Genomic DNA, 14,702 nt, shown 5'->3' with positions numbered 1-14,702 from the left:
TTATACTAATCTATTTTTTTTACAAAAATATACTGGGGTAAAATTAAAATATTTACAATATATTCAAAGTGTGATAACATAAATAATAACAATTTAATAAAATAACTCAATTTTTAGTAACAAAAACATAAATAAATAATATTATGTTTAAATAAAAGAAAAAATATTAGTTTTTTTTATTATTATGAAAAGTAGAATAGTAGGATGAAGTTTGAGTTGTTTTAAGTTTAGGGGGATGGAAACATGGTAGGAAAGAAAAAACTAGCACTAATTTTAAGCGGAATTTTAATTGTTTCAGGATTAGTTTCGTGTGCTAAAACAAGCTCATCAAATGAGAGTGAAAAAACAAAGGATATAAGCGAAAATTCAAATGAAGCTCAGGAGATATATACAATTGGAATAAATCAATTAGTTCAACATGATGCGCTAGATGCTTCAAGAGAGGGATTTATAGAAGGATTGAAGGAAAAAGGTTTTGAGGAAGGAAAAAATTTAAAGATTAATTATCAAAATGCCCAAGGAGATATAGCAATTGCTAAAACTATTTCTGATCAATTTGTTACATCTAAGGTAGATATGATATTTGCTATAGCTACATCAAGTCTTCAAGCATCTTATAATGCTACAAAAGATATTCCAATAGTTTTCACTGCAGTTACAGATCCTATTGATGCAGGAGTAGCTGAGAGTTGGGAAAGTTCAGGTACAAATGTTACAGGAACTTCAGATATGGTTTCTATGGAAGAACAATTAAGTTTATTAACAACATTAGTTCCAGATATAAAAACACTAGGAGTGATATATAATTCATCAGAAGCTAATTCATTAGCGCAAGTTCAAGAGCTTAAGAGAGAGGCAGATAAAAATGGAATAGATATTAAAGAAATATCCGTTACAACTGTTAATGAAATAAATCAAAATTTAAATGCGGCAATAGCCTCAATAGATGCTTTATATGCACCTACAGATAATACAGTAGCTTCAGCATATGATTTAGTTGGAAATATTTGCGTAAATAAAAACATTCCTATATTGTGCGGTGAGGAAGCTGGAGTATCTAAAGGAGGGCTTTGTTCTATTGGTATAGATTATTTTAAACTAGGAAAAGAAGCAGGATATAAAGCAGCAGAAATTTTAAATGGAACAAAACCAAGTGATATTGAAATAAGTACTTTGAGTGATATGTCTATTACTATTAATACAGATGTTGCAGAAAAGTTAAATATAACAATTCCAGAAGATATTAATACAAAAGCTAATAAAGTAACTGGAGGGGTTCAATAGTGGAAGTAATACTTAATGCTTTAGAACAAGGATTACTATTTGCCTTAGTGGCCATGGGTGTTTATATAACATATAAGATACTAGACTTTCCTGATTTATCCGTTGATGGAACATTTCCATTAGGTGCGTCAATTTCAGCAGCAATGTTAGTTCATGGAATAAATCCATGGGTTACTATATTAGTAGCTACTTTAGGGGGAGCTTGTGCTGGTGCTATAACTGGTTTTTTACATGTGAAGCTAAAAATAAGTAATTTAATGTCAGGGATATTAGTTATGATGGGATTATACTCAATAAACTTGAGAATAATGGGAAAATCAAATATACCACTATTTAATACTAATTATATTTTTAAAAATCCTGCTATTAATTCAATATTTATTATTTTAGCTATAGTAATTTTAGTAAAAATAATATTGGATTTATTTTTAAAGACAAAAACTGGATTTTTATTAGTTGCAGTTGGTGACAATGAACAGGTTGTATCATCATTAGGAGTAAATAAGAATATAGTTAAGGTTTTAGGGTTATCAATAAGTAATGCATTAGTAGCATTATCAGGTGCTCTAACAGCTCAAAATCAAGGGTTTTCAGATATCACGATGGGAACTGGAATTGTTGTAATGGGATTAGCAGCAGTAATAATAGGAACATCAATATTTGGAAAATTATCTATGATAAAGGTTACAACATTATCTATATTCGGTGCAATAATATATAAATTAGTTGTGGCAATAGCATTATGGATGAAATTAAATCCAAATGATTTAAAGATATTAACAGCTATATTGGTTGCTATAGCATTAGCATCAAATGGTGATGTGTTTAAAATAAAGAATAAAAGAAAAAAAGTAAATAATAATAAAGGAGAAGGTGGTGAAGGAAATGCTGAAGATTCAAGGGCTATGCAAAGTATTTAATCCTAACACTATAAATGAGAATAAGGTCTTTGATAACTTTAGTATAGAAGTAAAAAAAGGCGAGTTTATAACTATAATAGGATCAAATGGTGCAGGTAAATCAACTTTATTAAATCTAATTAGTGGGAGTATACCAATAGATTCTGGAATGGTATTATTGGATGGAAGGGATGTATCATTCAAAGAGGAGTATATTAGAGCTAAGGAAATTGGACGAGTTTATCAAAATCCATCAGTAGGTGTATCTCCTAATATGACTATTTTAGAAAATTTGGCTTTAGCAGATAATAAGGGGAAAACTTATGGCCTTTCTTTTGGAATTAATAAAAAGCGAATCTCATATTATAAAGAATTACTTGTTAAACTTGATTTAGGTCTTGAAAATAAACTTTATAATAAAGTAACACTATTATCAGGAGGACAACGTCAAGCTTTAACCCTTATGATGGCAGTAATGTCAGATCCAAAACTATTATTATTGGATGAACATACAGCAGCATTAGATCCTAAGACATCAGCTAAGATAATGGAGATTACGCAAGAGGTTATAAAAGAAAATAATATTACTACATTAATGGTAACTCATAATATGAAACAAGCATTAGAATATGGTAATAGATTACTTATGATGCATGAAGGAAAAGTTCTTTTTGACATTAAAGATAAAGATAAGAGAGAACTAACAACAGAAAAGTTAATGGATATGTTTAGTAAAGCTAATGTTATTGATGAAGTAAGTGACCGAAGTTTACTAACATCATTAGCATAGTATCATTAATAAAAAAAGACTGAAATTTTAAATTATGCCAAATTTAAAGGTATATTTATATTTCAGTCTTTTTTTTGAAGAGAAAGGTCCTTAATAAGAAATTATAATATAGAAATAGGTTAAAAAAGTTTGTTATTAATATAACAAAAATGAAGGAGGGTTAATAAAAAAACAAATTAGTTGGAATTAAAATATAAATAAAAAAATAAATACTAGAAATTTATAAAATGTCAAAAAAAAATAAAAGATGCTGAAAATGTTATCATAATTGAAAAAACTTGGTTTTAGAAGTTGTTGGAAATAGGGTTAAAAAATAAAATAAAAAAACTTTTAAAAAAAGTTTGACAAAAAATAAACAAACGAGTACAATAAGGGTGTGGACAAGTTAAAGAATTAACAATCAAAACAAAAACTTAACAAAGTCCCTGGAATTTAAGATATCAATGAAAATTATTATAAATATTGATTATTTAGGAGGATGTAATAAATGAAAGTTACAAACGCTCAAGAATTAACAGCAAGAATTAAACAATTAAGAGAAGCACAAAAGAAATTTGCTACTTATACTCAAGAACAAGTAGATGAAATCTTTAGACAAGCGGCTTTAGCAGCTAACCACAACAGAATTAAGTTAGCTAAATTAGCTGTAGAAGAAACTGGAATGGGTATAGTTGAAGATAAAGTTGTAAAGAACAACTTTGCTGCTGAATATATATATAACCAATATAAGAATATGAAAACTTGTGGAGTTTTAGAAGAAGATAAGACAAGTGGAATTACTAAAGTAGCAGAACCAATCGGAGTTATCTCTGCTATCGTTCCTACAACAAACCCAACATCAACAGCAATATTCAAGTGTTTAATAGCTTTAAAGACTAGAAATGCTATAATAATCTCTCCACATCCAAGAGCTAAGAATGCTACAATCGAAGCTGCTAAAATAGTTTTAGAAGCTGCAGTTAAAGCAGGAGCTCCAGAAGGAATAATCGGATGGATAGATCAACCATCAGTTGAATTATCACAAAACGTTATGAGAGAATCAGATATAATATTAGCTACAGGTGGTCCAGCAATGGTTAAGGCTGCTTACTCATCAGGAAGACCAGCTTTAGGGGTTGGAGCAGGTAATACTCCAGCAATAATTGATGAATCAGCTCACATTAAAATGGCTGTAAACTCAATATTACTTTCTAAGACATTCGATAATGGTGTTATCTGTGCATCAGAACAATCAATCATTGTTTTAGAAGAAGTTTATGATCAAGTTAAGAGAGAATTAGCTGAAAGAGGAGCATACATCCTTAAAGGCGAAGAAATAGATAAAGTTAGAAAGATCATCTTAAATGAAAAAGGTGGATTAAATGCTGACATGGTTGGTCAATCTGCTTGTAAGATTGCTAAGATGGCAGGAGTTAACGTTCCAGAAACAGCTAAAGTTTTAGTTGGAGAAGTTACTTCAGTTGAATTAGAAGAACCATTCTCACACGAAAAATTATCTCCAGTATTAGCTATGTACAAAGCTAAGTCATTTGAAGAAGCTTTAGATAAGGCTGATAGATTAATCGAATTAGGTGGTATGGGTCATACTTCAGTTCTATACACTGATCAATTAAAGAACAGAGATAGAGTATTAACATTCGGAGAAAGAATGAAGACTGCTAGAACATTAATTAACATGCCAGCAGCACAAGGAGCTATCGGAGACTTATTCAACTTCAAGTTAGCACCATCATTAACATTAGGATGTGGATCATGGGGAGGAAACTCAGTTTCAGAAAACGTTGGTCCTAAGCACTTAATTAACGTTAAGAGCATTGCTGAAAGGAGAGAAAATATGCTTTGGTTTAGAGTTCCAGAAAAAACTTACTTCAAATATGGATGTTTACCAGTAGCTTTACAAGAATTAGCTGAAATGGGTAAAAAGAAAGCATTCATCGTAACAGATAAAGTATTATTCGAAATGGGATATACTAACAAAGTTACAGAAGTTTTAGAAGCAAACGGAATCCAATATAAAATATTCTCAGATGTTGAACCAGACCCAACATTAAGATGTGCTAGAGCTGGTGCTGCAGAAATGACTAGCTTCCAACCAGATGTTGTAATTTCACTTGGTGGTGGATCAGCTATGGATGCTGCTAAAATTATGTGGGTTATGTACGAACATCCAGAAGTTAACTTCCATGATTTAGCAATGACATTCATGGATATAAGAAAGAGAATATACAAATTCCCAACAATGGGTCAAAAGGCTATGATGGTTGCTATAGCAACTTCAGCTGGTACTGGATCAGAAGTTACTCCATTCGCAGTTATAACTGATGAGCAAACAGGAGTTAAATATCCATTAGCTGACTACGAACTAACTCCAGATATGGCTATCGTTGATGCTGAATTAATGATGACATCTCCAAAAGGATTAACAGCTTGCGCTGGTATCGACGTATTAGTTCACTCTATAGAAGCTTATGTTTCAATAATGGCTTCAGAATACACTAATGGATTAGCTTTAGAAGCAATCAGATTAGTATTTAAATATTTACCAGATGCTTATAATGAAGGTACAACTAACATTAAAGCAAGAGAAAAAATGGCTCATGCATCTTGTATGGCAGGTATGGCATTCAGTAATGCATTCTTAGGAATTAACCACTCAATGGCTCATAAGCTAGGTGCATTCCACCACTTACCACACGGTATGGCTAACTCTTTAGTTATGAAAGAAGTTATTAAGTTCAATGCTACTGATGCTCCAACTAAGCAAGCAGCATTTGCTCAATACAAATATCCAAATGCAGCATGGAGATATGCTAAGATAGCAGATCACTTAGGATTAGGTGGGAACACTGAAGCAGAAAAAGTTGAATTATTAATTAAAGCTGTAGAAGAATTACAAGCTAAAGTTAATATGCCAAAAACAATTAAAGATGCTGGTGTAAGCGAAGTTAAATTCTTTGAAACACTTGATGAAATGGTTGAGCAAGCATTTGATGACCAATGTACAGGAGCTAACCCAAGATATCCATTAATGAAAGAATTAAAAGAAATGTATATCACTAGCTACTATGGTGAAAAAGTAGAAGCTGTTAAAGAAGTAGCAGTAGAAGCTCCAGCTAAAAAAGAAAAGAAAAATAAATAATCAATATATTCATATAATAGGAAGCCCTAGCGAAAGCTAGGGCTTTTCTTTATGAAAAAATTAATAAGGTAAAACATTAAGGTAATGATTAAAAAGAAAAAAATATAAAAAATAGAAAAAAATGTATACAAAAGAAGTGAATTAGTGTATTATATTATTAACACACTGATACCCGCAAGGAGGGGAGACATGGAGTTTAAGATTAACTCAAAAGAACCTATATATACTCAAATAATAAGATATTTAAAAAAGAGTATAGTAAAAGGAGATTTAAAAGGAGGTGATAGAATTTTGTCAGTAAGAGAGTGTGCAAGTGAATTAAAAGTAAATCCAAATACTATTCAACGAGCATATGCACAACTTGAAGATGAAGGCCTAATATACACTCAGAGAGGAATTGGAAAGTTTGTTGTAGAAAATAAAAACAAGATTAATGAAGTAAGAATAGAAATGTTAGAAGATGTAATTATTAATTTTATAAATGAAAGTAAGGGACTAGGTGTTAGAAAAGAAGATTTAATTAGTATAATAAATGAACGCTTTTAGGAGGATATATGGAAAAGGTTCTTATGGTCAATAATTTGTATAAAAAAATTGGCAATAAAAAAATTATTAAAGATTTAAATTTAACTTTAAACAAAGGAAAAGTATTAGGTATACTTGGGCCTAATGGGAAGGGTAAAACTACACTTTTAAATATAATTTCTGGTATTAAGAAAGCAACATCAGGAGATGTATTAATTGATGGAATAAAAGTAAGTAGTGAGACAAAAAAGTCAGTATCATTCCTTCAAGAAAAAAATACTTTATCTAATTGGATGACAATAAAAGATGCTGTAGAGTTTTATAAAGATTTTTTTCAAGATTTTAATGAAGAAAAAGTTAAAGAATTATTAGCGTTTATGAATTTAGATGAAAAGTTAAAGATAAAAAGTTTATCTAAAGGTATGTTAGAGAAATTACATTTAAGCTTAACACTAAGTAGAAAAGCTAAATTATATATTTTAGATGAACCAATTTCAGGGATAGATATAGTTACTAGAGAAAAAATAATAAAAGCTATTATAGATAATATTGAAGAAGATAGCTCAATGATAATAACAACTCATTATGTTGGAGAATTGGAAGGTATATTTGATGAAGTTGCATTTTTAGATGAAGGTAAAATTATTGAAATTAATGATGCAGAAGTATTAAGAGAAAAGTATGGTAAATCAATAGAAGAAATATATAAATATATTTTTGCAGAGTAGGAGGTGGAATATGAGGAATATTGTTAGTATTATTAAATTTGATATAAAAAGTAAAAAGATACAACTAATAATAGAATTTGCAGTTATATTATTTTTTATTATTCGACGTTTAATATTGGGTGGAAGAGTTCCTTCAGATGTAACATTTATTCCAGTAATATCTGTAGTGTTGATAATTAATTTTATAATATCAATAGGTAAGTTTTTAAAAAGTATATCTATAGAAGAAGGGAGATTATTGTTTCTTACACCTATCAAAGGATGGGAATTAATATGTGCTAAATATTTAGAGTTTATTGGTTTAGGATTACTATTAATTCTTTTTACAAGTATAGGGAATATGATTATTGGAGGAGATAGTAAGTTAATAATTATAACATCACTATCAATTTTGTTGGGAGTTTTTATTTTATTTATTTTAATAACATCCTTAATAGTGATTTTTAAAAGTTATATTTCTAATACAGGAACATGTGTATTTTTAACTATTATATCTATGTGGATTATAGCAATAGTAATTGTTGTATTGAAAATAATTAGCTATTTTATATTTCCCCCAATATATATGGTAATTGGAGAAATTTTAGAGATGAATTTATTTGATATACTTATAAATATAATTATTTTTGGGGGATTGATATTTTTAAGTGTATATCATATTGATAAAAAATTAGATATAGTATAGGGGGTTAAAATAATGAAAAAAATAATTGTTTTATGTTGGTCAATAATAATGGTGCTTACTTTTACTGCTTGTGTAAGATTTGAAGTGAGAGGTAAAGCAAATACAACTAAATTAAGTAGTGAAGAAATAGAAATAAATAAAAGTGTAGTTTTTGAAGGAGAAAACAAAATAGATATAGATGTTGGATGTGGAGTAGTAAAGCTAAGTGGCTATGAAGGTGATGAGGTTATAGTTTCAGGTATAACTAATTTAGCTGAAGAAGATATAATATTAACTAAGGGTAATAATACTATTAAAATTAAAGATAATAGTGATGACTTAATAGATCTATTTGGAAATAATGATTATATATTAGAGTTAGAAATAAAAATTCCATATTCATTTAATGGAGATTTAGATTATGACTTTGGTGTAGGAGAAAATGAAATAAGAGATATTACATGTAATAAATTAACTATTGATGGTGGGACTGGAGAATTAACCATTGATGATATTGTATTTAATAAATTAGATTTTGATTCAGGTGTAGGTCATAGTAATATAAATTTAGTTAGAAAATGTGGTGATATAGATATTGATGGAGGTGTAGGAGATATTTATATTTCACTAGCTGAAGTTGGAGGGAATCTTACTTTTGAATCAGGAGTTGGAAGTGGAGAAATAAAAATTCCAGAAAATGCTCCAGTATATTTTAATACTAGTTCGGGAATTGGAGAAGCAAGTATAGATGTAAAAACTTCTTCAGAAAAAACTTATAAGTTTGATTTGAATGTAGGAATAGGAGAATTAAAAGTATATAATTAATATTTATCATTATATAAAAAACACTTTAGCAGAAGCTAAGGTGTTTTCTTATTAACAATAATATTACAAATAAAAATAGAAGATATATTGGAAAATATAAAAAATAGTAAGCAAATAGTGTATTTAAATATATTTTTACATAAGTTTCATAAAACATATTCATATAAGATGATTAGTTTACATAAGAATATATAAATAAATTTAAAAAGGTAGGGAATTAAGTGAAAAAAATAATAGCGTTTATATTAATACTACTAAACATAGGAATGGTTATGTGTAGTAGTAATGATATATCAAAGAGTGATATTAAAAAAATTAAAGAAATAGTAGATAAAGTATTATCGTATGATAGGGGGTATGATGAAGAGGTTAGTGACTATATAAAAGAAGAGGTTTTTAATAAATCTAAATATGTAATATTTTATAACTACTATATAGAAGATGTTATATTGAATAAATATGAAAGTGAAGTTTTGGGAGCTAGTAAGGATGATGGTAAATATAATGTCTGTTTAGTTATTAATATGGAAGCACAATCTACAGTACTAGAAACTGATGGATTAGAACAAGGATATGATACGGCAGAAGGGATTAATGTACCTGTAGAAGTTGTGTTAAGAAAAAATAATAGAGAATTTTATATTGAGAGTATAAAAGAATATGATAGTTTAGAGATTGCAAAAAAAGAAAATAAAAATTTTTTAAAAAATAAATAAATATACTAGAAATTTATTGTAAGTATTAAATTACCAAAGTGATTTAAACATAGAAAACATGCGAAAATTTCTGTAGGCATTAATGGATATTATGGAATCTAATAATATGAATAGGTGTTATTACTATTTTAAGAAGTAATCTACTATTAGCTTTAAATAAGATATATGTTATAACTATACAAGACGGCATTAGTGAAAGTAATAAAGTACTTTAAACTAATAAGATATTGAGTAATTTAATATTATTCGAAAAAATAAAAAGGAGTGGTACGAATGAAGAATAAACTAATTGCTAGTATACTTACATTAACATTAATAGGGGGAGCGGTTACACCTGCATTTGCGGCTACAAGAAAAGTTTCTAAAGAAACAACAAATGTAAACGTAACAGAGGTTAACAATGCTTCTAATTCAAACATATCTGAAAAAGCTAGATGTGGTATTTCAGGAAGCCTATTAGGTGGAATACATTTTAAGAAAATATATTGGGGTAACGGTTCATGTGGAAATATAATTATTATAGGAACATCGGACAAGCACAATAACAATAGCCACAATAATAACAATAATAATAACAATAATAATAGTAACCATAATAATAACAATAATAATAATAATGTAGTTCCACCAAGTGATGGATCTCAAACACCAAATGTTCCTAACAATCCAAGTGTTGATGAAACACCAGGGAACACAGTAGTTCCAAATACACCGAATGTAGAGCAAAAACCAAGTACTCCGAATGCTCCAAGTGTAGAGCAAAAACCAAGTACTCCAAATGCTCCAAGTGTAGAGCAAAAACCAAGTGTTAATACACCGCAGGTAACTCCTCCGGTAGTAAATCAAACACCAGATAACTCAACTAATAATAGTACAGTTAATGAAAATCAAAATTTTATGGCAGCAGTAGAGCAAGCTATATTTAATAAAGTAAATGAAGAGAGAGCTAAAGCAGGAGTTCCAGCATTAACATATAATAATACAATGCAAAAGTATGCTAGAATAAAATCTCAAGATATGGGAGATAATAATTATTTTAGTCATGAAGATTTAAATGGAAATCTTATAACAACTAAAATGAAAAATGATGGAGTATCTTATAGAGCTTGGGGAGAAAATATTGCATATATAGGTGGAGTTTCTGATGCAAATGCGTTAGCTAATCAATTTATGACAAATTGGATGAATTCATCAGGACATAGAGCAAATATCTTGTCAACTAACTTCTCAAGTATAGGAGTTGGTGTATATAAAATAGGAAATAAGGTATATGCTACTCAAGAATTCTACAAATAAGATATAGAATTAAAACTTAATAATTATGTTCTAATAAATAGGACAAGCTATTATATAGTAGTAAGAAAAATGGGGATTCCAAATTGAATCCTCATTTTTATTGATTAGGTTTATAATAATGAATTATAATTTTATATAAATAATTTTTAGTGGTATAATAGCACTATAATATATAAAATGAAAAGGTTTTAATTATAATAGTTTTGTAATGTTTGTAAATTACTTACTTGTGAAATATAATTTAATTATTTATTATGTATTAAATAGTAATATTAATGTTAAATAAAAAAAGGAGAGTTACTCTAATGAAAAAATGTAGCGTTGAAGACGTGAAAGAATTACATTTATTTCAGAATATGAATAATATAACTTGTGAAAAGTTATCAAGTATTGGTGTAGTTAGATTACTTAAAAAGGGAGAACATTTATTTAGGGATAAAGATCAAGTTAAAAATATATATATAGTTAAAAGTGGAAAAGTAGCACTTTATAAATTAACTGAGTCAGCACAAAAAAAAGTAATTTTTATTTTGGGAGATAATACGGTAATAAATGATGTAATAATTGATGAGTTGCCAGCAGCTATTAATTGTGAAGTATTTGAAGATGCAGAAATACTTTGTTTTAAAAGAGAAGCTTTTATTGGGTTAATGAATGAAGATTTTGAGTTATCAATAATAATAATAAACTCTCTTGCACTTAAAGTAAGAAGATTATATAGGCAAAGTAAAAATACTATATCAATTAAAGTAGAAAAAAAGCTAGCTGCTAAACTGTGGAAGTTATCAAAAGATTATGGAATAGAAGTAGAAGAAGGGATTTTAATTAATCTTAACTTAAGCATTACTTATTTAGCGGATATGTTAGGAATTCCTAGAGAAACGATATCTAGAGCGTTAAAAATACTACAAAAAAAAGAGCTTATTATTTCCGAAAATAAAAAGATAATAGTTACTGATAGAGAAGAATTAGCTAAGTTTTTTAAGGATATATAAGAAATACTGTGATTATAATCATAGTATTTCTTATTTTTTATATATAAATAAATGTTGCAACTCCATTGAGTCTTCTCATTAATATTTTCATGAGGTCTACATCTTTTAAATCTCGTATGGTACAAGTTCATATTTATAGCAAATTGAATATATGATTTGTGAAAATCTGTACATAGAATAGAATTTCTCCTATACGTTCAACAGAACCTACAGAAAGAAATCGCTGAGGGAGTTAAGTATTATGTGACTCAATAAAAGAAGTTACAATAATAATTAAAAATATCTAAGATTTGATTTTAATAGTATACAGTATTTACCTAATCGTCAGTTTATTTCACTAAATTACTTTAATATTATAATAAATACAAATATATTATGGAAATATATGAAAATAATGATATAATATAACATAAAGTTAAAAATTAAATTTTATGAAAAGAATAATACTTATTTATATTCATTCAGGTGTATTCAGATGAGGTTAAGCTGTGAGTATATAAAAAACTCATTTTATTAATAATAAAAAAGTTTCGCGACCAATTTTAATAGACAAAAGGAGGATTAATTTTTTAGGAGGTAAATGGAATGAGAATGTTTATTGAGGAAATAAGTGATTTAGTAAAAAATGCTTTTGAGGAGCTTGGATATGATAGGGAATCTGGAAGGGTAAGTATTTCAAATAGACCAGATCTTTGTCAGTATCAGTGTAATGGAGCATTAATGAATGCAAAAAAATATAAAAAGGCGCCAATGATTATAGCGAACGAGGCTTTAAAAAAATTATCAAATAATAAAGTTTTTTCAAAAATAGAAGTTGTATCACCAGGATTTATAAATATTAATATTAATAATGAATTTGTAACAGAATATATTAATAAAATGAACAATGATAGTAGATTTGGAGTACCCAAGACTACAGAGATAAAGAAAATAATAGTTGATTATGGCGGTGCTAATGTAGCAAAACCTCTACATGTTGGGCACTTAAGGCCAGCTATTATAGGGGAAAGTATTAAGAGAATGGCTAAATTTTTAGGTCATAATGTAATGGGAGATGTTCATTTAGGGGACTGGGGACTTCAGATTGGGATGGTAATTTCAGAAGTTAAAAGAAGAAATCCAGAGCTACCATATTTTGATGAAAGTTTTATTGGAGAATATCCTAAAGAAGCACCGTTTTCAATAGATGAACTAGAAGAAATATATCCATATGCAAGTAAATTAGCTAAAAGTGATAAAAGTGCTTTGGAAGCAGCAAAACAAGCTACAGTAGAATTACAAAAAGGGAAAAAAGGATATATTGCATTATGGAAACATATATTAGATGTTTCAGTTAAAGATTTAAAGAGAAATTATCAAGATTTAAATGTTAATTTTGAATTATGGAATGGTGAAAGTGATGCAGAAAAATATATACCTGAGATGATAGAGATGCTAAAAGTAAATGGATATGCAAAGAAAAGTGAAGGAGCTCTAATATTTGAGATTGAAGAGGAAAGTGATAAGAGTCCAATGCCACCACTTTTATTGTTAAAATCTGACGGAGGTGCTTTATATGGGACTACTGATTTAGCTACAGTTGTAGAAAGAGTTAGAGATATGAAAGCTGATGAAATAATATATTTGGCGGATAAGAGACAAAGTCTTCATTATGAACAATTCTTTAGAGCAGCTAAGAAATCAGGAATAGCTAAAAAAGATACAATATTAGATTATGTAGGCTTTGGAACAATGAATGGTATAGATGGAAAGCCGTTTAAGACTCGTGATGGTGGAGTAATGAGACTTTCTAATTTATTAAAAATTATCAAAGATGCAAGTAAAGAAAAATTAGTAAATAATAAGAATATAGATATGGAAGAAATTGAAGAAATTTCTTCAAAGGTTGGTTTAGCAGCATTAAAATATGGTGATTTATCAAACCAAGCAGCTAAGGATTATATATTTGATATTGATAGATTTATTTCATTTGAAGGAAATACAGGCCCATATATCTTATACACGATAGTAAGAATTAAATCTATCCTAAAAAAGGCAGGTTTCAACTTAAATAATAATATACTATCTCCACAGAGGGATTCAGAATTAGCATTAATGTTACAACTAGTTAAATTTAATGAAGTTGTTCAAGTAAGTTTTAGAGATAGAGCACCACATAAGATTTGTGAATATATCTATGATTTATCAAATAACTTTAATAAGTTTTATAATGATACAAAAATATTGACAGAAAAAAATCAGTCTAAGAAGGACTCGTGGCTAACGCTAATAAATCTTGTAAAATCAGTGTTAGAGCAATGTTTAGATTTATTAGGTATTCAATCTGTTGAGAAAATGTAGTAATATCATAATGCCAATAAGGATTTTTCTTATGAAATCAAATTTGGTTGTCGCAAAATAAAATTCTCGACTAACTAATACAAAAAGGAGGTTTTAATTTGGATTGCCTCCTGTGAATTAGGAACTGAGGAAATAATATGAAATTATGCTATTAAGGTGTTACTTCTATATTCAAAAGGAGTTACACCTTTTAGTTCACTTGTAATCTTTTTATATTGTAAAACTATATATGCTTATAAATAACTCGTTTAAGTTATTTATAGTTAGCTGGTCTTGTAGATTCATCTTAACTTAAGCATTACTTATTTAGCGGATATGTTAGGAATTCCTAGAGAAACGATATCTAGAGCGTTAAAAATACTACAAAAAAAAAAGAGCTTATTATTTCCGAAAATAAAAAGATAATAGTGACTGATAGAGAAGAATTAGCTAAGTTTTTTAAGGATATATAAGAAATACTGTGATTATAATCATAGTATTTCTTATTTTTTATATATAAGT

At 28.2% G+C, this 14,702-nt stretch carries 13 protein-coding genes and 1 pseudogene; 13 read left to right on the top strand and 1 reads right to left on the bottom strand.

The genetic code is table 11. From position 1 onward, the window contains the following. The first annotated feature begins 243 nt into the window (after nucleotides 1-243). The 11 genes from I2E98_RS00370 (at nucleotide 244) to I2E98_RS00320 (ending at nucleotide 11,861) form a co-directional block, all read left to right on the top strand. Nucleotides 244-1,284 (top strand): ABC transporter substrate-binding protein, encoded by a 1,041-nt coding sequence (locus tag I2E98_RS00370; RefSeq protein WP_195467006.1) that lies wholly within the window; start codon nucleotides 244-246, stop codon nucleotides 1,282-1,284. Next, complete coding sequence (locus I2E98_RS00365; RefSeq protein WP_195467005.1) at nucleotides 1,284-2,204, top strand: ABC transporter permease; 921 nt, start codon at nucleotides 1,284-1,286, stop codon at nucleotides 2,202-2,204. The genes I2E98_RS00370 and I2E98_RS00365 overlap by 1 nt, the downstream gene beginning before the upstream one ends. Continuing rightward, nucleotides 2,170-2,973 carry an ATP-binding cassette domain-containing protein gene (locus I2E98_RS00360; RefSeq protein WP_195467175.1) on the top strand — a complete coding sequence of 268 codons (804 nt, stop codon included), beginning with the start codon at nucleotides 2,170-2,172 and terminating at the stop codon, nucleotides 2,971-2,973. The genes I2E98_RS00365 and I2E98_RS00360 overlap by 35 nt, the downstream gene beginning before the upstream one ends. Before the next feature lie 487 nt (nucleotides 2,974-3,460). Next, complete coding sequence (gene adhE / locus I2E98_RS00355) at nucleotides 3,461-6,112, top strand: bifunctional acetaldehyde-CoA/alcohol dehydrogenase (RefSeq protein WP_195467004.1); 2,652 nt, start codon at nucleotides 3,461-3,463, stop codon at nucleotides 6,110-6,112. Nucleotides 6,113-6,301: 189 nt separating this feature from the next. Continuing rightward, on the top strand, nucleotides 6,302-6,658 hold the full coding sequence (locus I2E98_RS00350; protein WP_195467003.1) for a GntR family transcriptional regulator: 357 nt from the start codon (nucleotides 6,302-6,304) through the stop codon (nucleotides 6,656-6,658). 8 nt (nucleotides 6,659-6,666) lie between these two features. Next, complete coding sequence (locus I2E98_RS00345; protein ID WP_195467002.1) at nucleotides 6,667-7,365, top strand: ABC transporter ATP-binding protein; 699 nt, start codon at nucleotides 6,667-6,669, stop codon at nucleotides 7,363-7,365. 10 nt (nucleotides 7,366-7,375) lie between these two features. Continuing rightward, the gene (locus I2E98_RS00340; protein WP_195467001.1) at nucleotides 7,376-8,050 is read left to right on the top strand and encodes a hypothetical protein; all 675 of its coding nucleotides are present in this window, start codon (nucleotides 7,376-7,378) and stop codon (nucleotides 8,048-8,050) included. Nucleotides 8,051-8,062: 12 nt separating this feature from the next. Next, complete coding sequence (locus I2E98_RS00335; protein ID WP_195467000.1) at nucleotides 8,063-8,854, top strand: DUF4097 family beta strand repeat-containing protein; 792 nt, start codon at nucleotides 8,063-8,065, stop codon at nucleotides 8,852-8,854. 221 nt (nucleotides 8,855-9,075) lie between these two features. Further along, nucleotides 9,076-9,570 (top strand): hypothetical protein, encoded by a 495-nt coding sequence (locus I2E98_RS00330; protein ID WP_195466999.1) that lies wholly within the window; start codon nucleotides 9,076-9,078, stop codon nucleotides 9,568-9,570. A 273-nt stretch (nucleotides 9,571-9,843) separates the two neighbouring features. Further along, entirely contained in the window at nucleotides 9,844-10,866 is a 1,023-nt protein-coding gene (locus tag I2E98_RS00325) for a CAP domain-containing protein (RefSeq protein WP_195466998.1), read from the top strand. Between the two features lie 305 nt (nucleotides 10,867-11,171). Beyond that, entirely contained in the window at nucleotides 11,172-11,861 is a 690-nt protein-coding gene (locus tag I2E98_RS00320) for a Crp/Fnr family transcriptional regulator (protein WP_195466997.1), read from the top strand. Nucleotides 11,862-11,941: 80 nt separating this feature from the next. On the opposite strand, the pseudogene I2E98_RS15890 reads toward I2E98_RS00320, so the two are convergent. Then, nucleotides 11,942-12,057 (bottom strand): annotated as a pseudogene (locus I2E98_RS15890) (IS1595 family transposase); the annotation flags it as partial. A gap of 389 nt (nucleotides 12,058-12,446) precedes the next feature. On the opposite strand from I2E98_RS15890, the gene argS reads away from it, so the two are divergent. Then, a complete protein-coding gene (gene argS / locus I2E98_RS00315) occupies nucleotides 12,447-14,201 on the top strand; it encodes an arginine--tRNA ligase (protein ID WP_195466996.1) in 1,755 nt (584 codons plus the stop codon). A gap of 315 nt (nucleotides 14,202-14,516) precedes the next feature. Beyond that, entirely contained in the window at nucleotides 14,517-14,606 is a 90-nt protein-coding gene (locus I2E98_RS00310) for a hypothetical protein (protein WP_243250856.1), read from the top strand. Nucleotides 14,607-14,702: the final 96 nt, after the last annotated feature.

Origin of the sequence: Clostridium sp. D43t1_170807_H7 (assembly GCF_015555905.1) — a bacterium.
Lineage (GTDB): Bacteria > Bacillota > Clostridia > Clostridiales > Clostridiaceae > Clostridium.
The sequence above is the reverse complement of the archived record's forward strand: the minus strand, read 5'-3'. Positions and strand labels throughout refer to the sequence as shown.